At 61.4% G+C, this 20,528-nt stretch carries 10 protein-coding genes; 4 read left to right on the forward strand and 6 right to left on the reverse strand.

Annotated features, from left to right (window positions below):
• Nucleotides 1-169: 169 nt before the first annotated feature.
• Both AB7M33_RS22715 and AB7M33_RS22720 read right to left on the reverse strand, forming a co-directional pair.
• On the reverse strand, nt 170-625 hold the full coding sequence (locus tag AB7M33_RS22715; RefSeq protein ID WP_454243666.1) for a hypothetical protein: 456 nt from the start codon (nt 623-625) through the stop codon (nt 170-172).
• Nucleotides 618-5,231, reverse strand: coding sequence for an RHS repeat-associated core domain-containing protein (locus AB7M33_RS22720; RefSeq protein ID WP_454243667.1), 4,614 nt, complete (start codon nt 5,229-5,231; stop codon nt 618-620). The genes AB7M33_RS22715 and AB7M33_RS22720 overlap by 8 nt, the downstream gene beginning before the upstream one ends.
• A gap of 538 nt (nt 5,232-5,769) precedes the next feature.
• Here AB7M33_RS22720 and AB7M33_RS22725 point away from each other — a divergent pair.
• The 3 genes from AB7M33_RS22725 to AB7M33_RS22735 all read left to right on the forward strand — a co-directional run bounded on the left by AB7M33_RS22725 (nt 5,770) and on the right by AB7M33_RS22735 (nt 7,740).
• Complete coding sequence (locus AB7M33_RS22725) at nt 5,770-6,213, forward strand: hypothetical protein (RefSeq protein WP_099454046.1); 444 nt, start codon at nt 5,770-5,772, stop codon at nt 6,211-6,213.
• A gap of 57 nt (nt 6,214-6,270) precedes the next feature.
• Nucleotides 6,271-7,017 carry a phytanoyl-CoA dioxygenase family protein gene (locus AB7M33_RS22730; protein ID WP_454243668.1) on the forward strand — a complete coding sequence of 249 codons (747 nt, stop codon included), beginning with the start codon at nt 6,271-6,273 and terminating at the stop codon, nt 7,015-7,017.
• Between the two features lie 201 nt (nt 7,018-7,218).
• Nucleotides 7,219-7,740 (forward strand): acyloxyacyl hydrolase, encoded by a 522-nt coding sequence (locus AB7M33_RS22735; protein ID WP_027596791.1) that lies wholly within the window; start codon nt 7,219-7,221, stop codon nt 7,738-7,740.
• 114 nt (nt 7,741-7,854) lie between these two features.
• Here AB7M33_RS22735 and AB7M33_RS22740 read toward each other — a convergent pair whose 3' ends face one another.
• From AB7M33_RS22740 to AB7M33_RS22755, 4 genes are all read right to left on the reverse strand, one after another.
• The gene (locus AB7M33_RS22740; protein WP_454243669.1) at nt 7,855-9,990 is read right to left on the reverse strand and encodes a TonB-dependent siderophore receptor; all 2,136 of its coding nucleotides are present in this window, start codon (nt 9,988-9,990) and stop codon (nt 7,855-7,857) included.
• A gap of 297 nt (nt 9,991-10,287) precedes the next feature.
• Nucleotides 10,288-11,178, reverse strand: a complete 891-nt coding sequence (locus tag AB7M33_RS22745; RefSeq protein ID WP_252824241.1) for a universal stress protein — start codon at nt 11,176-11,178, stop codon at nt 10,288-10,290.
• 55 nt (nt 11,179-11,233) lie between these two features.
• Nucleotides 11,234-12,700, reverse strand: a complete 1,467-nt coding sequence (locus tag AB7M33_RS22750) for an efflux transporter outer membrane subunit (RefSeq protein WP_454243670.1) — start codon at nt 12,698-12,700, stop codon at nt 11,234-11,236.
• Between the two features lie 17 nt (nt 12,701-12,717).
• A complete protein-coding gene (locus tag AB7M33_RS22755; RefSeq protein WP_454243671.1) occupies nt 12,718-13,500 on the reverse strand; it encodes a helix-turn-helix transcriptional regulator in 783 nt (260 codons plus the stop codon).
• Nucleotides 13,501-13,916: 416 nt separating this feature from the next.
• On the opposite strand from AB7M33_RS22755, the gene AB7M33_RS22760 reads away from it, so the two are divergent.
• Nucleotides 13,917-20,285: an amino acid adenylation domain-containing protein gene (locus AB7M33_RS22760; protein ID WP_454243672.1), complete on the forward strand. Its 6,369-nt coding sequence runs from the start codon at nt 13,917-13,919 to the stop codon at nt 20,283-20,285.
• Nucleotides 20,286-20,528: the final 243 nt, after the last annotated feature.

Raw genomic sequence — 20,528 nt, forward strand, 5'->3', positions numbered from 1 at the left:
AATTCTGGCCAGCGGCTCGTAGCTGTTCAGTCCGTCGGTCCCCATGGGCTCCGGCGAAGAGCAACTTAAGTGATCCTCCATCCATTCCTAGCCAATGATCCTGTCCGAAGCCGGAAATGCAGGTTAAACGTGTAAAGTAACCTGGTAGGTTGGGAGGCTTTACCGATTTTTATTGTTTTATAATGTCGGCGTAATAAAAATTTTCTTCATACGAGAAAATCATTTTTTGCCTGTTGATAATTAAAGCGATGCTTGTTTCGTCGCTGGGGTAGAAAAAATCGCTCCATGACTTAATAAGAATATCTGCAGGTACAATGGCGCTCGCGCTTCTCCCCCAGAAAAAAAAGGCGGATGAGATATTTTTTAGTTTTCTCTTGAAAAACAGAGAGGATTCTTTATGGTGGTCAAAGTTTAACTTTTTTTCTTCTGTTACAAGGCAGAATGATGAGTTCATGCTCATTAAGTGAGTAAATGGAAATATCATATTCCATAGGCCTTCCGACTCTTCCTTGTCAAGGAAAACGATTTTCCTTTTTTCTTCAGATGATAGTGAGCAATCCTTCGAATTAAATCTCCATGCAATAGGGTATTTTTTTTCGTCAATGATTAATATTTCTTTACTCATAAAATATATGTCCTGCGCCACCAGATTTTTTACCCATGCTCCAATCCTTCCACTTAACGTGAGGGATGTTGTTCTCTGGCGCGTTTACCGTATGAGATTCATTGGGATGGTGTTCGTAACCTTTTTTGTATGGAGTTTCAGCATAAGTGGGGTGATGGTCTACTTTTCCTCTAGCATCTCTTAGTAATTGGTCGGCAGTGGCTCTGTTCTTCACTCTGAAATTGGATTTACCACCGTTCTGGATTGTTTCTGTTGCTTTTTTCCATTCAGGGCTACCACGCTTAATAATAGGCAAATTAGTTGCGTCTCCTACTTCGTTGCCTGTTAGACTACATTCAATTAAGCCAAGCGGATCGATCCAGCTTAACGGGTTCGGCGCATACGCATATGTATTTAGCCCCCCCTCCAGCCCTATCAGATCCGTCTGCGTAAATCGCCCAACGTCCGGATCATAAAATCTGAATGTGTTGTAATGCAGACCCGTTTCCCGGTCAAGGTACTGGCCCTGAAACCGTAAATTCTGCTCTCGTGCATGCCGAGGGCTGCGCCACTCAATCCGTGACTTTCCCCATGCCACATACTCGCTGCACCAGACTGTATTACCCTTGATATTTGTCAGCTGCTCGGGCAAGCCGCTCGGATTGGTTTGAAAGTAGAGCACTTCCTCGTTGCCCGGCTTTCCGTCAATTCTGGCCAGCGGCTCGTAGCTAGCCAGATTGGCATACACGTACACGCTGGCCATACCGCTCTGCACCTCTTGCAACAAGCGCAGCCCTTGCCAGTGAAACAGCACCCGCCGACGTGGCTCTGGATACTTCTTCAGATATACCTCTTTGCTGATTCGTCTACCCAACGGATCGTAGGCAAACACCACTCGCTCACGCTCGCCACTGCGGTACTGCTCCACGCAAACCAGCCGATGCTCAGCGTCGTACTCAAAGTACTGCACCCAGTTGCTGCCAATCCGCTTCTCACACAACCGACCAAACCGGTCATAGCGGTAGCGTTTATCTTGATATACCAGCACGCGGTTGTGCTTGATCAGGCCATTGAGTTTGGGTCCATCGAACAGGTTGCCGGCCTTGTCGTACTTGAAGTCTTCGACATGCGTGGCCCGCCAACTGGGGCGCGACTGCTGGACGGTCTGCAGTTGCTCGTTGAGGTCATAGCCGTAGCGGTTGCGTCCAGAGTAACTCTTGCCGTTGTGGGGGAGGTCATGGAAGCGGCCGATGATTTGTTCGAGGTGAGCGGTGTTATCGTCGGGAGCATTGGCCACGCCTCGGCGCTGAGTCTGGGTAAGCACTTCGGCAACCAGGTTGTCGCACGCGTCGTAGCGGTAGGCCTTGTCGAGCAGCGGCAGCACTTCAACAGGGGCATCTTGATAGTGGATCGCCTTGCTGGCCAGGCGGCCGCATTTGTCGTAGCGGGTGCGTGTGACAAGCTGTCCTTGGGTGCGTAGCACTTCGTCGTGCACGGCATCGCGCTCGAAGTCGCTGATGACCTGGCCGTTCAGGTTGATCTGGTGCAGGTGCCCGCTGCCGTAGTACAGGTGGTTAATTTCACGCTGATCGGGCAGCACTAAAGTCTGCAGGTTGCCCAGCTCGTCGTAGCGATACTGCAGCAGGCCAGCACTGTTGGTTTCACTGCACAGTTGTCCGTTGGCGTCGTAGGTGTATGCGAGATCCTGCCTCTCTCCTTGGTTATCCGTGAAGGTGATGGACAGCAGATTGTCGGCAGCGTCGTAGCGGTACTCGGTGGTGCCATCTTCAGTACGCTTGCTGACCAGGCGGCCAATAGCGTCACGCTCAAAGTCATGGCGAATGGCAGTCGTCCGTGTCGCCGGGGCGTTGTCGGACAAAGGTGGTTGTTCGTCGGCAGAGGGAATATGAGTGATGCGGGTGACTTCATTCAAGACGCTGTATTCATAAATTCGGCCGCTGCCATCCAAGTCTTTTTGCGCCACCAGGCGGTCCAAATTGTCCCACGCAAACTGGTAGGACTCGTCGTTCTCGTTGGTAAGTTGCAAAAGTCGGCCATAGGCGTCGTATCGGAACTTCACGCTGTAGCCCATTGCATCGGTGCGTTCGATCAAGCGGCCGCTACGGTCGTAGCGAAACTGCAGGATCTTTTGTGCTGGGTCAATGTAGCGCGTCAGTTGGCCTGCGACATCAATCTCATAGCGATCGATGCGACCGTCCGGGCGCTCGCTTTCGACCAGGTAGCCACGTGCGTCATAGCGGAAGTGAGTATGCTCGCCACGGGCATTGATGCTTTCGCGTAATTGGCCATTAGCGTTGTAGTGATACAGCGACTGGGCATTGCCGCAGTCGCGGAAGCTGAGCAGCTGACCGCAGGTGTTCCAGCTTAGGTACTTAGTCTTTTCGAGAGCATCAGTGATCTGGGTAACGCGACCTTCCGGGTTGTATTGATACTGAGTCCTGCGGCCTAGCGGATCTTGCTCCCGAATTAGATTGCCATGGCTGTCGTAGCGATAATGCTGCACGCGCCCAGCGCCATCAGTAATTTGAAGGGGGAGTGCCCAGTGCCGCAGGTATTTGACGTGTTCACTGCGACCTAAGGGATCACGGGTTTCGATCAAACGACCAATATCGTCATAGCTGTAACGCCATTCTCTGCCTTGAGGGTCGATGCTTTTGATCAATTGGCCGGCGACGATCTCCTCTTGCCAGCAGTTCCCGAGCGGGTCGATGTGCTTGTAGACCTCGTAAAGCGGACCCCAGTAATAATGATCCTGGCGCCCTAGATTGTCTGTGACAACGGTTTCACCGTTTTCCAGGTTGTACTCAAACCGATACTCTTGGCCATCGCTGCCACAGTGGCGGATTACCCGCCACTCGTGATCAGCTTGCGATTCTAGTAAGGGAGGTAAACCGTAAGCAATGCCGTCGGCACGTTTTGCTGTGGGCCGCTTTTGGGGAACGGCAAAACGGGCCCACTCGTACTGACGAACCGCGCCGCTGGCGATTTGATGACTCTTGAGATAATTCTCGGCAGTGTAGGTAAAGCGGCGGACAAGCTGACCAGTCGGATCGAGCACTTCGTGTAATTGCCCGATTTCGGTGTAGCGGTAGCTCACCAACAACTCAGCGCGCTCGATGGTAGATGTTTCGCCACTTTTCAGGAACACCTGCGAAACCTTGCAGGCGCGCAGGGGATGCCGGGTTTCATAGTGAAGCTGCACAACGGTCTGGCCATACTTGTCGTAGAGAAATTGCAGACGGCCTTGGTCGTCGTATAGTAAGTCGATGACGTTGAGGTTGCGGTTACCGAGACGGTTCAGTCTTGAGCGTTGGGGGTTGAAAGGGTCAGTTTCAAAAACTTGGTAGTGGCCTTCATAAATGTCTTCGACGACCGTCTGGCCATTCTCCAACTGAAAGAATGCCAGACCGTCCAGCGTACTGACGAAGGCATCTCCGAGGCTGAGGCGCCCCAGTTCGAGACGATTGCCTTCCTCGTCAACATAGATCCACAGCTCGCCACCTTGTGGATGAGGGACACGCGCTAATTCCACTTCATAAGGGACGCTCCAGCCCATGCCGAACAGGCCGCTGGTGCGCTTATCGTTGCTGTCGTAGCTTCGTGCCCATTCAATACCTAACAGGCCAGGCAGATTGAAGTCGATGTCTTCAGGCCCTGCGAGGATTTTACTGCCCGCGGACACCAGCACAGGGTTGCCCTTGTAGGGGCAATCTTTGGGTTTGGGTTTAGGCACTGGGGCCGTGGTGGGCCGCCTCCGGGGTAACCTGACCCGCCTCGAAACGAGTATTCCTGCAATGATCCCCGTAAACAGCGCAATCTTGCTTTTGCCGTTGCGAATGTCCCGAACCGTCGCCGTTCCACCGCCAATGCGGACATTCGGCGATACCTTTTCATTCACATCAATCGTGGCATCGCAGGTGGTCTTGTCGCCTGATCGCGCGGCGGGTTGACCATTGATAAAGACTTTATCCGAGCCCTGCGCGATGAAATTATCGGGTAGAGGCGTGTGGCGGTAGCAACTGATCTGGTCCGCTTCCTTGGGCTCTGAACCTGGCGCTGCCGGTGTGGTGACCGGCGGGTTGAAAATGTCGCGAATCGCCATGCCCAACCCCAATACCGGGAGAAGGAAAGGCGCGGCAGCCATTGCAATGGAGCCAATGTTCTCCAGAATGGAAGGTTCGACTTGCTCTGCATCAGCCGCTCCTCCTGCAGGTGGCCCAGTGATGCCGGCTGCGCGAGCGGCAGGCTTGTCGTTGATGAAGACATTGACTGACCCGCTTGCAATCTTTCCGTAGGGGTCGGGGGCGTCCACGCTGTTGCCAAGATCGTCGCAAAAGTTGGAGATGGCATCGCCGACAGTTTGGTCTTCGCCAACCGAAAGGGTGCTCATTGCGCCGACTGCTACACCTGCCACGGCGGCAATCGCAATGCCTGCTGCGCCCCCTGTCGCTACCGTGCCGACAACGGCCAGGCTTATGGCGGCGGCCACGGCTGCGGTTGCTGCGGCATAAATGACAGCCTCGGCAACTGCGCTGATCAGTTCAGCGGTAAGGGAGGGATGAAGAATTTCGTCGCCCATCCGGGCGGCATGAGCGGTTTGCGCCATTGGTTGAAGCTCCAAGCGATTCAAAAGGCAGTGTCAGGTCTTCTAGTATTTCCTCGCACAGATCAAGGATTACATCGCGTTCGCCGTCCCAGAGGATGAACAGCACAGGTTTATCGAGCAGTTAATTATTCCAATGTCGCGGCGTAGTCCGTTCATATTGATAGAGGTCCATTTGCTAAGTGATTTCGGAGTGACGTGCTGCAGAGGCAAATAGTTGTAGGAAAATTCGCTGCCTTCTCGCCCGGCTGTAAACTAAACCTTTATTGGGGGGCAAGCAGGGCTAATAACCATGTATTGGTAGTTGGTTTTTGTCGAGCCATTGGATGTAAGTAAATGTGTGGTTGCTAGTTATTTATCGAGCTAGGATGTTTATAGTAAGTGATTTTGTAAACGCCGCACGTAACAACCCCGTTAACAATCGCACCGCCGGGTTTTGCCGGTTTTTAGGCGTGGCGGAGCGACCACGCATCAGCACAAACGCCAGCGGCCCTAGAGGGTCGGATAATAGGTAAACCATCCTCAGAAGGAGGGTTCTACCATGCGTAATCATCACTATGCCCTTGGCGCTGCGCTACTGCTCACCTTGGCCATGCCCTGGACGCTGGCGGCGGCTGCCGACCTCAATGCGCCTATCGACATGCAGGCTGTCCAGCTGCAGCCGCAAGAGCAAAACGGCATCCGTTACCTGGAAGGCGGTATCGGCCAGGATGAAGCCAACGCCCTGCGCAAGACCAAAGGGTACGACTTGCATGTCGAACTCTCGGCAGGCCCGGGAAGCGAGTTCCAGAGTGGCGCCACAGTCGACATCCAGAGTGCACAGGGCCAGCCCGTGCTGAGCGTTACCAACGTAGGCCCGCTGCTCTATGTGCAGTTGCCACCGGGCCATTACAAAGTTACCGGCAACGCCCAAGGTGAGACGGTACAACAGCAGGTGGCCGTCGACGGCAAAGCGCCTGTCACGGTGAACCTGCACTGGCGTTGAATGGCACAGTCCGCGCAGGAGTACATCTGTACTCCTGCCGAATGGGAGCGCACCGCCATGAGCCTGGACCTTCAGCTGGAGATGTTGGACGAGCGGGGTTTTGTGTTGATCCGCGGTGTGCTCGAACCCCTGCGTATCGCTTTGCTGCGCTGCGCCATCGATGACTTGCAGCCCATTCACTGGGATTACCAAGGGCTGCTCGAACACTACAAGTGCGTGTTCAACCGCAACCCCCTGTGGTTGCCCTTTCTGGATCTGCCACCGCTTATCAACCTGGCCGAGGCCGCGCTCGGCGAGGACTGCCACGTGATCGGCCAGACCGCCTGGCGCAGCCACCCCGGCTACCCCGGCATGGCGCTGCACCTTGATCACCTGCCCATGCAACTGCCCGCGTGGATCAGCGAGCGAGGTGCCTTTACCCAGCCCATGCAGATCCTTACCGTGCAGCTGTACCTCAGTGATATCGATCACAGCATCGGGCCGACCTGGATCGTGCCTGGTAGCCATCGGGCAGCACGCCCACCCGAGGCCGGCGAGTCTGAGTGGCAAGGGCGTGAAGCGCATCCGGTGTTGTGCAAGGCGGGGGATGCATTGGTGTTTCGCAGTGATGTCTGGCACAGCGGCGGCGCCAATTGCACGCAGTCGCGTGAGCGCGACATGCTGCAGGTGCATTACGGTCGACGCATGGTGGCGCAGAAGTTTTCGCCGTATTTGCACTGGCAATTCAACCCCCAGGTGCTGGAGGAGGCGACGCCGAGGCAGCGGCGGCTGTTGGGTGAGCATGAAGAGGCGGCCTACGACTGAACGGCGACAGGGCCCGTGATAAGGCCGTCGCCCTGGTATTAGCCAATGGTGGCAAACAGCTTTCAACTTTCTGATTATCTGGACAATAATCAGAGAAGTATTACTTGGTGTGACCGGTTTGGATGCGCTGGCCACCGCATAAGCTCGAGGGGCTCAAGCCCCCACTTTGCCCGTGTTGTAGACCATCAGGAGATGTCATTGATGAAAACCCGTCTCGCTGCTTCGCTGGCCGCTGCAGTGCTGGCCTTCGCGGGGGCCAACCTGGCCCAGGCCGCGCAGGTATCGGCTGCAGTTGGCGCCACCAGCCAAGGCGACATGACCTACCGTATCGGCCTTTCGTTCGACTGGGACAAGAAATGGCTGGAAAGCAGTACCGGTTATGTGACCGGTTACTGGGATGCGGCCTATACCTATTGGGAAGGCGGCGACGCCAGCGGCGCGCACTCGCTGTCGTTCAGCCCGGTATTCACCTACGAGTTCAGCGGTTTCACCTACACCCCCTACATCGAGGCCGGTATTGGCCTGGCGGCGTTTTCCAAGACAGAAGTGGGCGACCAGCGCCTGGGTTCGGCGGTCAACTTCGAAGACCGCATCGGTTTTGGCCTGAAGCTGCCGGGTGCGCAGAAGGTCGGCATCCGCGCGATGCATTACTCCAACGCGGGTATCAAACAGCCTAACGACGGGATCGAGTCGTACGCGTTGTTCTACAGCAAGGCGTTCTGAGTTTGATGCGCTTTTTGTAGGAGCAGCCTTGCGCTGCGAAGAGGCCGGTACTGGCACTGCATATATGTTGCCGGTACCGGCCTCTTCGCAGCACAAGGCTGCTCCTACAGTCAGCTAGAAGGTGTACGAAACCCCGGCCTGCACCGTCCGCGGTGCGCCCGGGTACACGTAGTTGTTGAACGCCCCTTCGTCATAACCCTTGTTGAAGACGTTCTTCACATCCAGGTTCAGCCGCACGTGTTCATTGACCTTGTAGAAGCTGAGCAGGTCAACCACGCTGTAGCGCTCCATGGTGTAGGTCGTCACGGCTGTCTGGCCGGCGCGATCATCCACGTATTTCAGGCCAACACCCAACCCCAGGCCTTTGACCGCGCCGTCCTGGAATTCGTAAGTGTTCAGCAGGCTGAAACTGTTGCGCGGGATGTTGGCCAGGTGGGTGCCGGTAGGCAAGCTGGTGTCCTCGGTCACTTCGGCATCGACATAGGCGTAGCCACCGATCACGCGCCACTCAGGGGTGATGTTGCCCGCAATGTTGATGTCCAGCCCGCGGCTGCGCACCTCACCTGCTGCGATGCTGTAGACCCCGGTGGGGTCGTTGGGGTCGCGTGCCAGCACGTTTTCCTTGACGATGTGGTACACCGCCGCATCGATGCTCAGTTGGCGATCGAGCGCTTCCCACTTCACGCCCAGCTCGTAGGATTTACCCTTCTCCGGGTCGAAGCTGCCGCCCCCCGCAGGGGCGCCACTGTTGGGCTTGAATGACCGCGCCGTGTTGGCATAGACCGCCACCGTGTCGGTCAGGTCGTAGATCAGGCCAACGCGCGGGGTGACGCCGTTCTCGCCCTTGCTGAAGTCACGGGTGTCGACCAGCTTGTCGTCATAGTCGTGCTCGAAGCGCTCGAAGCGGATGCCGGCCAACGCTTTGAGGCGCTCGGTCAACGCCACCTGGTCCTGAATGAAGAAGGCCCAGGTCTGCAGGTTTTCCTTGTCCCAGGTGGTGGTGCGTGTCAACGCGGGCCTTGGCTGGCCGAGCACCGGGTCGTAGATATCGATGGGGTAGGTACCGACGGCTGCCGAGGAACGCTGGATGATCGAGTTGTAATCGTAGTTTTCGTACTCGATGCCGGTCAGCAGGGTGTGGCTGAAACCACCGGTGTCGAAATGCCCGGTAAGGTTCAACTGCCAGTCACGGTCAGTCCATTCCAGTTTGCGGTAGTTGAAGTTGCGCTGCAGGGTACGCCCGTCAGCGGGTGCGCCGTTGGCCTCCACCGCGTTGCCCTTGAGCGAGCCATCGAGAAACTGGAACCCGCCCCCCAACGTCCAGTTGTCATTCAGCAGGTGCTCGAAGCGCACCTGGGCCATGTTGTTGTCGTTGTGCAGCACGTTGTCGCTGCCTTTCTCCCAGATATAGGTGTCGCGCGAGGCGCTGCCGGTCTGGGTGGCATAGCGGGTCAGGCCGCGGTCCAGTGGGTGGTTGTTGCGCATGAAGTCGCCTTCGAAGACGATTCTGGTGCTGTCGTTGACCTGCCAGCTGACCACGGGCGCCACGTCATAGCGCTCGCTCTCGACATCATCGCGAAAGCTCTCGCCACCTTCGCCAAGCACGTTCAACCTGTAAGCGAGCGAGCCGTCCTCATTCAGCGGGCCGGTGGCATCGAGGGTGGCGCGGTGCATGCCTTGGTCGTCGATCTGGCTGCCCAGGGTGACCTTGCGTTCAGCCAGCGGTTGCTTGCTGACCACGTTGAAGGTGCCACCAGGGTCGCCACGGCCATACAGGCTGGTGGCCGGGCCGCGGATCACTTCAAGGCGCTCGACGGTGTTGGCGTCGGGGGCGTTGGGGTAGCCGCGGTTGATCGGGAAGCCATTGCGGTAGAACTCGCCCGTGGTAAAGCCACGCACCGTGAACGTGGTCAGGCCCTGGCCGCCAAAGTTGTTGGCGCGGCCAACGCCGCCGGCGTAATCCAGGCCATCTTGCAGCCGCGTGGCGCCGGTGTCTCCGAGCACGTCCTTGGGGACCACGCTGACCGATTGCGGGGTTTCGTGCAGGGCGGTGTCGGTGCGCGTGGCACTTGCCGAACGGCTGGCCTTGTAGCCGACGACCGGGCCATCGGCGCGTTCACTGTCGGCAGTACCGGTGATACTCAAGGCCTGGAGTTCAATCCGGGCGGGGTCGCTGGGCGATTCGGGCTCAGCCCAGGCCAGCGGGGAGACAGCATGAAGCACACAAAGCGAAACGAACGTGCGACGCATCGACGGTACGATCCTGGAGTAGGGCGCTAGCGGGAGGGGTAGAAAGCGTCGCGAAACTACTACGAATCATTATCAAATGCATTCTTTTTAAATGGAGCGCACGTGCCAAATGCCTACCTTCACCGCCGGCCCCTGTTGGAGCGGCCTTGCGTCCGCGAAAGGGCCGCGCAGCGGCCCCCGATTTCAGTGTCACCTACAAAATTGCTGGGGCTGCTCCGCAGCCCTTTCGCGGACGCAAGGCCGCTCCTACAGGGGCTGCGGATTAATGACGAATCGGGCACATAGTTCGCCGAATACTCAATGCATCGCCTTGATCGCCAGCACATTGCACAGCGGATGCTCCAGCACATGCGCCGTGGTACCGCCCAAAAAGGTCTGCATGGCGTCGTGGCGGTGGCTGCCCATGACGATCACATCGACCCGGCTATGGCTGACGAACTGGGCAATCGCACGAATCGCTGGCCCCTCGACGAAATGCCTGCGCTCCAAGGGCACCTGGTGATGGTCGCCCAGGCGGTTGAATGCTGACCGTTGCGCAGCTCGCACACTGCCATCGAAGCCAGGCATGGTGACGGTGCCGGCACCGAAGTCGGCGATGTGGGTCTTGGCCGCGTCGCACACATGCAGCAGGTGCAGTTCGGCATTGCACTGCAGCGCCAGCGCATGGGCGCTGTGAATAACCTGCTCGTCGAGGTGTTCACCGGCGCCATGGCTGTTCAGGTCCACTGCGGCGGCAATCTGCTTGGGCAGGGGCAGGCGGATATCACTGACCAGGTGCACGGCGACCGGGCTGTCCTTGAGCAACTGCCAGTCCAGCGGTGTCACCAGCAAGCGTTTGAGCACCGGTTCGTGCTGCACGTCCTTGATCAGCAGGTCGCAGCCCAGGCGTTCGATGCGCTCGAGCACGCTGGCCAACGGGTCGCGGGTCAACAGCAGTTCGGTGGACACATCCAGGCCGGCGTCGGCCATCTGCTCGGCTTCATCGGCCAGCCACTGGCGATTGTCGCTGAGCAGCCGTTCACGCTCCCGGCCATCGCTCATCAAACCGAAAGTGTCGACATCGTCGACGAATACGTTGATATCGAGTAGCGCACCGCTTGACTCTGCCAACGCCGCCGCGCGTTGTAGAGCCGGCGTGTGGCGCATCTGCGGGCCGAGCATGACGAACAAACGCTTGAACTGGCTCATCTCACACCTCCGCGTGTGGAAGCCCCCCGGTTCATGCCTGGTGATCTGGCCCTGTTCAGTCTAGACCCACGTAGGCACCCTTGGGCGCCGCTTCGCTTGCGCTTGCCGTAGACGGAGCCTGTGTGTCAGCGGCCTCTTTCCACCCGCCACCCAACGCCGCGTACAGATTCACCTCTGCCACCAACTGCGCCAGGCGGTCATTGATCAGCCCCTGCTGGGCACTGAACAACGAGCGCTGCGCGTCGAGAAAGGTCAGGCTGCTGTCCACGCCGATCCGGTAGCGGTGTTCAGCAAGGTTGTAGTAACGCTGGTTGGAGGCCACCAAGTCGCGTTGCGCCTGCAACTGCCGCTGGTAAGTCGCCCGTGCCGCCAAGCCGTCCGCCACTTCCTGAAAGGCGCTTTGGATTGCTTTTTCGTACTGCGCTACCTGAATGTCCTTCTGCAACTGGGCATAGTCCAGGCTGGCACGCAGGCTGCCGGCGGTGAAGATCGGCAGATTGATCTGTGGTTGGAACAGCCACGTCCCTGACCCTGCATCGAACAGCCCACTGAGCGCCGGGCTGGTACTGCCGGCATTGGCGGTCAGGTTGATGCTCGGGAAAAACGCCGCACGCGCGGCGCCAATATCGGCGTTGGCCGCACGCAGCTGGTATTCGGCCTGGAGGATGTCGGGGCGGCGTTGCAGCAGGTCTGACGGCAGCCCGGCTTGCAAACCGGCGATCTGTTCGTCGGCCAGCGGCAAGGAGCCGAGGCCGTCGGCCACAGGGGCGCCGACCAGTACCGTCAGTTGGTTGAGGTCTTGGGCGACTTGGCGTTTGTAACGGGCGACGGCCGCCCGGGTACTGTCGACGCTGGTCCGCGCCTGGATCTGGTCCAGGGCCGACACTGTGCCAGCGCGGCGCTGGTTGGCGGTCAGGCGCAGGCTGCGCTCGTCTGCGGCCAGGGTTTCGTTGGCCAGCGTCAGCAGTTCCTGGTCGGCACGCCAGGTCAGGTACACGCTGGCGACACTGGCCACCAGGCTCAATTGGGTGCTGCGCCGGGCCTGGTCGCTGGCCAGGTAAGTCAACAGCGCTTGGTCACTGAGGCTGCGCAGGCGGCCGAACAGGTCCAGTTCATAAGCACTCACGCCTAGCGTCGCAGCAGTGGTGGAACTGATCATGCCCTGGTCGGTACCGGTCATGCGCCGCGGCAGGTACTGGCGTTGCCCCTGGCCATTGGCCGAGACCTTTGGCAACAGCTCGGCGCGCTGAATGCGGTATTGGGCGCGGTAGGCTTCGACATTGAGCGCCGCGCTGCGCAGGTCGCGGTTATTGGCCAGGGCGCTGTCGATCAGTTGGCGCAGGGTCGGGTCGTGGAACACCTGGCGCCAGTCCTCGACGGCCGGGTGCTTCTGCACATCGCCGGCGTAGGCCGGCCCCTGCGGGTACTGGGTGGCGACGGGGGTGTCCGGGCGCTGGTAGTCAGGGGCCAACGAACAGCCGCACAACAGCGCCGCGCACAGGATAAGGCTGGGTCGGGGCATCAGAGGGTCTCGCAGAGTCAGGCGCCTGCCATCCATTTGGTCAGCCCATGGCGGCCACTGACCCCCAGCTTGGCGGTGGCGCGCTTGAGGTAGGTTTCGATCGAGCTGTTTTTCACGTTAAGCCGCTGCGCCATTTCTGGCACCGTGCCGCCCGTCAGCAGGCCCAGGCAGACCTCCTGCTCACGCGTCGAAAGCCGCACGGCTTCCTGCACCAGCCGTTCGCCAAAGGAGTGGCGTAACGCGCCCGCCTGCAAATCGCACAGCGGCGAGCCGGCCTGCCGCGCGGCCCCTTGGTTGAGCAAATGGCCGTGATGCTCGACCAGGGGCAGCAAGGTGTCGGACAGGCTTTTCAACTGCGACAACTCACTCAACGAAAAGCCACGCTGGCTGGGCAGGCGGTGAAAGCAGATGACCCAGCGCCGGGCGCCGCTGCAAGACACCAGGTTGCACTGGTGGGCGCTGTGGCGCGGGTGGTCGGTGTCCGGGGGGGCCTTGAACTCGATCAGCAGCGGGTCCTTCATCTGCATGATGCTCTGCAGCAAAGGGTGGCGCAGAGGATCGACGCCGGGCAGTTCAGGGGCCGGGCCGGCGCTGCCGAGTACCCTGATGCGGCTGATGCTGGCGCCGCGTGGCTCGAGGGTCCATTCGCTGAGGTCGAGCCTGTGGATCGGCACTTGGGCATCGACCAGGTGCAACATCTGTTCGGCAAAGCCCTCGGCGCCGGTACTGGCGATCAGCTCGCCAAGTTGCAGATACAGCTCGGGGTCGGGGCGGTGTTCGAGGCTGTCGGTCAGCTTCATAGAATTTTCATCCTTGATCCAAAGCGTTACGGCGGGTGGTGTCGCAGGCGAGTCCTCCGGGGTGGCGAGCGGGTAATGGCGGTATTCAAGCCCGGCCTGGGGGCCGCGTCTGTAATGGAAAACAGGGACAGAAAGTGCCACCGATAGCGGATCAGATGGGCAGGGCACTTACAGGCGAGACGCTGCACATGTATGGATCAGCCAGCCAATTGACGTCAGAAGCGTGGCGATCAAGGCATGATCTCGACCGATGGCCCCTGGCGTAGGCCAAACCGGGCAGCCGCTGTGGCAAATCTCCTACATTTTTTTCAGCAGCCATCGACAGGCCCGGTGCGTGTCCGGGTTTCGGGGGCCATACAGCCTGAAGGTGGGGTGCTTGAATCCGCGGATGATCAACCAGAAGGACCTGCCGAACCATGCCTGCCGCCCAAACCTTTGCCCTGACCGTTGCCCAGCGCGACATCTGGCTGGACCAGATCAGCCACGGCGACTCGCCGCTGTACAACATCGGCGCGTACGTCGAACTGGCCGGCGGGGTGGATGCCGAGCGGCTAAACCGGGCACTGGCGCACCTGGTCGCCCAGCATGATGGCCTGCGCACCGTGCTGGTGACGCACGCGGGCCAGGGTGGGGTAGCCCGCCAGTACTTTGCCGAGGCCCTCGATGTGCAGCTGGTGCAGCACGATGTCCGCAGCGCGGATGACCCGTTCGGCGCTGCCCAAGGCCTGTTGCAAACACAGATGCAGACACCGTACCGCCTGGAGGCCAGCCCACTGTGGGGGGCGACATTGATCCGCCTGGGCGAGCAGCGGTACCTGTTTGCCGTGCAGGCTCATCACCTGATTCTCGATGGCTGGGGCGTGGACCAGTGGTTCAAGCAGATTGCCGACCATTACCGCCTGCTTGAACAGGGGTTGGCGTTGCCAGACAGCGCACCGTCCTACCGCGCGTTCATCGAGGACGATTCCCAGTACCAGGGTTCGCCACGCCATGACCGCGACCGCGATTACTGGCTGGCCAAGTACCAGCAGCTACCCGATGCCTTGCTGGCACCCCGCGAGCGCAATGCGCAGCACGTGTCGCCGCCCAGTGCGGTACTCGAACAGCCCTTCGATACCCGCTTGCTGGCACGTATGCGGGCCCTCGGCACCACGCTGCAGGCCTCGCCCTTCCATGTGCTGCTGGCGGCGTTGCATGTGTGCAGCGCACGTACCTGGCAGCGTGACGAGTGGGTGGTCGGCCTGCCGGTGCGCAACCGTGGCAACGCCCAGTTCAAGTCGACCCTGGGGCTGTTTACCCAAGTTAGCGCACTGCGCATGGACTTTGGCCGTGAACGCTCGTTCAGCGCGCTGGTACAGGGGATCCGCGATGCGCTCAAGCAAGACTTTCGCCATCAGCGTTTCGCCCTTAGCGAACTCAACCGCAGCCTTGGTGCATTGCGTGAAGAGCGGCCGCACCTGTTCGAGCTGATGGTGTCATTCGAGGAGGATGGCAACGACCTACGCTTCGGTGACGTGCCCGGCCACACGGTGATGGTCTGCAATGGCCACGAGCCCACGCCCTTGAGCATCCACCTGCGTTGCAACAACCAACGCGACAGCGCGTGCCTGCACCTGGTGCACAACCGCGCCTGGTTCAGCGATGAAGATGTGACAGCGTTGGCCGAGCGCCTGCTGCATGTGCTGGAGCAAGGCCTGGAACAGCCCGAACAAAGTATCGCGGCGTTCGATCTACTGACCGCCCGCGAGCACGCCCGCCTGCGGCAGTGGAATGCGACGGCGCAAGCAGCGCCTGAACAGGCTGAGGCGTTGATCCATCGTCGTATCCAAGCTCAGGCCAACGCCACGCCACACGCCGTGGCGGCGCAGCACGACGGCCAGCGCCTGAGCTATGGCGAACTCGACCGGCGTGCCGACGCGCTGGCCCGGCACCTGGCAGCCCTTGGCGCCAAACCTGACCAGCGGGTAGCGGTGGTCGCCCAGCGCGGCCTGGACACCTTGATCGGCCTGCTGGCCGTGCTCAAGGCCGGGGCCGCTTACGTGCCGATTGACCCTGCCCACCCGCAGGAGCGCCTGGCCTATCTGCTGCAAGACAGCGCGCCGGCCGTGGTGCTGACCCAGTCGCGGCTGCTCGACCGCCTTCCACCCCATGGCCTGCCACAGGTCGTGTTGGACCGCTGGGACTGGAACACGGCAACCGCCGCAATGCCAGCCCCTGTGCAGCCGCAAGCGAGCGACCTGGCCTATGTCATCTACACCTCCGGCTCCACCGGCCAGCCAAAGGGCGTGATGGTCGAGCACCACATGCTGGCCAACCTGGTCGACTGGCACTGCAGTGCCTTCAACCTGGGCCCCGGGCGCCACCAGTCGAGCCTGGCCGGCTTCGGCTTCGACGCCATGGCCTGGGAGGTGTGGCCCGCGCTGTGCAGTGGCGCTACTTTGCACCTGGCACCGGTGCGTGACGGTGCTGAAGACATCGACGCCTTGCTCAGTTGGTGGCGCGCCCAGCCGCTGGATGTCAGCTTCCTGCCCACCCCGGTGGCCGAGCATGCCTTCGCCCAGGGCGAGCTGCACCCGACCTTGCAGACCCTGCTGATTGGCGGCGACCGCCTGCGGCGTCTGGCCCGCGAGCGGCGCTACCGGGTCATCAACAACTATGGCCCCACCGAAGCCACGGTGGTGGCGACGTCGGGCGAAGTAAACGCCGGCGGCCCGCTGCATATCGGCCGCCCGGTGGCCAACACCCAGGTGTACGTCCTCGATGAGCAGTGCCGTCTACTGCCGATCGGCGCCCCAGGCGAATTGTATGTGGGCGGCAAGGGGGTGGCCCGGGGTTACCTCAATCGGCCGCAGATGACCGCCGAGCGTTTTCTCGATGACCCGTTCAGCGCGCTGCCAGGGGCACGCATGTACCGCACGGGCGACCTGGTACGCTGGCTGCCCGACGGTACGCTGGAGTACCTCGGGCGCAATGACGACCAGGTGAAAATCCGCGGTGTGCGGGTTGAACTGGCCGAAATCGAAGCTGCCCTGGCCAGCCATGCGGCGGTGCGCGAGTGCGTGGTGATGCTGCGCGAAGGCCAGTTGCAGGCTTGGTTCATTGGCGAGGCGGCGGTGGAGCCCAGGGCGCTGCATGACCACTTGCGCGAACGCCTGCCAGTCGCTTTGTTGCCGGTGGCCTATGTCAACCTGGCCAGTTGGCCATTGACTGCCAATGGCAAACTCGACCGCCGTGCCTTGCCGACAGCGGACGAAGCCGCCAAGGTGCGTCGCGAGCACGAGGCGCCGATCGGCGACGTCGAGCAACGCCTGGCCTTGCTGTGGGCTGAATTGCTGCAGGTCGAGCGGGTAGGGCGCCAGGACCACTTCTTCGAGCTGGGCGGCCACTCGCTGCTGGCCGTGCAACTGATCGAGAGGATGCGCCAGCAGGGCCTGCAAGCCGATGTACAGGTACTGTTCGGCCAATCGACCCTGGCCAGCCTTGCGGCCAGCGTAGTGGTCGGCGAAGCCGCGCGCGTGCCGGCCAACCGGGTTCCGCCAGGGTGCCAGCACATCACGCCGGGCATGCTCACCCTCAGCGAACTGTCGCAGGTTGATATTGACCGCATCGTTGCCACGGTGCCGGGGGGCGCAGGCAACGTGCAGGAAATCTATCCGCTGGCGCCCCTGCAACAAGGCCTGCTTTACCACCACGTCACCGATGCTCGCGACCCGTACCAGCAACAGGCTTTGTTTACTTTTGCCAGCCGCATGCAGTTAGAGGCCTTCACCGAAGCGTTGCAGCAGGTGATCGACCGTCACGACATCTTGCGCACCAGCCTGGCCTGGGAGGGGCTAGAACAGCCCCAGCAGGTGGTCTGGCGCCAGGCCCTTATGACGGTCGACAACTGGGTGGGGGAGGCACACGCAGGCAACATTGCCGGGCAAATGCGCAGCCACTTCGACCCCCAGCAACGGCCCTTGGACCTGCGCCAGGCACCGATGATGGCGCTGGCCTGCGCCGAGGATGCCCAGCACGGGCGTTGGTTGGGCTTGCTGCGCTTCCACCACTTGGTCAACGATGCTGTTTCGCTGCAGGTGCTGTTGGGCGAGCTGGACGCCTTCATGGCGGGGCGCGGCGAGCCGTTGCCGGCACCTGTGCCGTATCGTGACTACGTGGCGCTAAGCGCTGCCCCCGAGCGCCAGGCCCGGCACGAAGCCTTCTTCCGCGAGCAACTGGCTGGCGTTGAGCCGCCAGCGCCGATTGCCGGGCTGGGTGGCGAGCCGGTCGACGAGGGTGACCTGCACAGCCGCAGCCAGGTGATCGATGCGCCGCTGGCAGGCCAGTTGCGCGCTCAGGCCCGGCACCACGGCGCGAGTCTGGCCAGCCTGCTGCACCTGGCCTGGGCCCAGGTGCTTGGCGCCCTCGGAGGGCGTGATGAGGTCACCCTGGGTACCGTGTTGCTGGGCCGCAGCATGGCTGGCAACGGGGCTGATCGTGCCCTGGGCATGTTCATCAACAGCGTGCCCTTGCGGGTAGGCCTGGCGAATCGCTCGGTCGACCAGGCGCTGAGCGAGACCCACGCGCGGCTGGCGGCCTTGCTCGGCCATGAAGATGCGCCGCTGATCCTTGCCCAGCAGTGCAGTGGTTTGCCCGCTGGCACGCCGCTGTTCAACAGCCTGATCAACTACCGCCAAGGGGCAGTAATGCTCGGTCCGGTATTGCCGGGCGTAGAGCTGGCCGAAGCCAGTGAAGTACACAGCCATGGCCTGGTCCTCACGGTGGACGACCATGCCGACGGGCTACAATTCGCCCTGCGCGCGCCGCGTGCGATTGGCGCGCAGCGGGTGTTGAACTACCTGTTGACCGTCTTGCGCCAACTGGGCAATGCCCTGGCCGAGCGCCGTAGCACGCGCCTGGATGCACTGTGCGCGGTGCCAGACGGCGAGCTGCACCGCTTGCTGCAGGGTTTCAACGCCACCGAAGACCCGCAAAGCCCGGTCAGGCAGACCTTGCCGGCGCTGTTCCAGGCCCAGGTGCGGCGTACACCCCACGCCATCGCGCTGCAGGCTGAGGACGGCTGCCTCGATTACCAGGCCCTCAACGCCCAGGCCAACCGGCTGGCCCACCACCTGATCGCCCTGGGTGTTAAGCCCGACGCGCGGGTGGCGGTTTGTGTCGAACGTGGCGTTGCACTGATGGTCGCCTTGCTGGGCGTGCTCAAGGCCGGCGGCGCCTACGTGCCACTCGACCCCGCTTACCCGGCCGAGCGGCTGCGCTTCATGCTGGAAGACAGCACGCCGTCGGTTGTGCTGGTGCACGGCGCTACCCTGGGCCTGTTCGAGCAAATGCCAGGCCCTGTGCTTGACCTTGACCGGGGCGATTGGCACGCCTGCTCGGCAGCCGACCCGCAAGTGCCGGGCCTGGGCCCGAGGCAGTTGGCCTATGTGATGTACACCTCGGGCTCCACCGGCACCCCGAAGGGGGTGATGGTCGAGCACCGTGGCCTATGCAACCTGATGCACTGGGGTTCGCGCATCTGCCCGCCACGCCCGGGCGATGCTTTGCTGCAACGGGCGCCGTTCACCTTCGACGGTTCGGTCTGGGAGCTGTTCTGGCCGCTGACCGCCGGTTTGCGCCTGGTCCTGGCGCGCCCTGATGGGCACCGCGACCCGGCGTACCTGGTGCAGTTGGTGCAGGCCAGGCAGGTGACCACGATCAAATTCGTCCCGGCGCTGCTGCATCAGTTTCTGGAAGAGCCGGGTGTTGAGCGTTGCACTAGCCTGACGGACATCTTCTGCGGCGGCGGTGAACTGACATTGGCGCTGGTACAACGCCTGCGCGAATGTCTGCCCACGGTGCGCCTGCACAACGTCTATGGCCCGACCGAAGCGACGGTAGACAGCACCGCATGGACCCTGCAGCCGCACGAACCGCTGCCGTTGATCGCGCCGCCGATCGGCCGGCCGATCGCCAATACCCGCCTGTATGTGCTCGATGCGCATGACCGCCCGGTGCCACTCGGCGCGGTGGGCCAGTTGCACATTAGCGGGGTCGGCGTGGCCCGCGGCTACCTCGGGTTGCCGGCATTGCAGGCTGAGCGCTTCATCGCCAGCCCGTTCGTCGAGGGCGACCGCCTGTACCGCACCGGCGACTTGGTGCGCTACCGCCTGGACGGTGAGCTGGACTTTGTCGGCCGCAACGATTTCCAGGTCAAGCTGCGTGGGTTGCGGGTCGAGCTGGGGGAAATCGAAGCGTCGCTGACGGCGCACCCGGCCATCGGGCAGGCCGTGGTGCTGATGCGCGAAGAGCGCCTGGTGGCCTACTTCACCTGCCGCGAGGGCAGCAGCGCACCCGCGCTTGAGGTGCTGCGCAGCCACGTGCTGGCGCGCATGCCCGATTACATGGTGCCGCAGGCGTTCGTGGCCCTGGCCGAGCTGCCGTTGAGCAACAACGGCAAGGTCGACCGCAAGGCCTTGCCAGCGCCTGGGGCCGAGTCGGTGATCAGCCGCCAGTACCAGGCCCCGCGTGGCGAGCTGGAAACCGCGCTGGCCGAGATCTGGACCGATGTGCTGAAGATCGAGCAGGTTGGGCGTGACGACAACTTCTTCGAACTGGGCGGCCACTCACTGCTGGCGGTCAGCCTGGTGGCACGCATGCGTCAGGCCGGGTTGCATGTGGATGCCCGCACCTTGTTCAGCCAGCCGACCCTGGCTGCGCTGGCCGCCAGCACCCGCCTCGAGCAGGTCGAGGTGGTAATACCGCAGACCACCATTCCCAGCCTGGGTAAACGCAGGCGCATCTAAGATCGCCGGGGCCGCGTTGCGGCCCATCGCCGGCAAGCCCCACAGGTGCGGCGCTAGACTTGGAGGCTACACAGTTCAGGTGGGAGCGGGCTTGTCCCGCGAATGGGGCTACGCGGTGCATGGCACCGGCTTCGCCGGTGTTCGCGGGGCAAGCCCGCTCCCACGTAATGCGTTCCTTTTTCAGAAATTGCGCAAGACAGTTGCTCTCACCCGAACTGTTTAGCCTCCAAGGCTAGCGCCGCA

The sequence above is a fragment of the Pseudomonas sp. Y3 TE3536 genome (assembly GCF_053629175.1).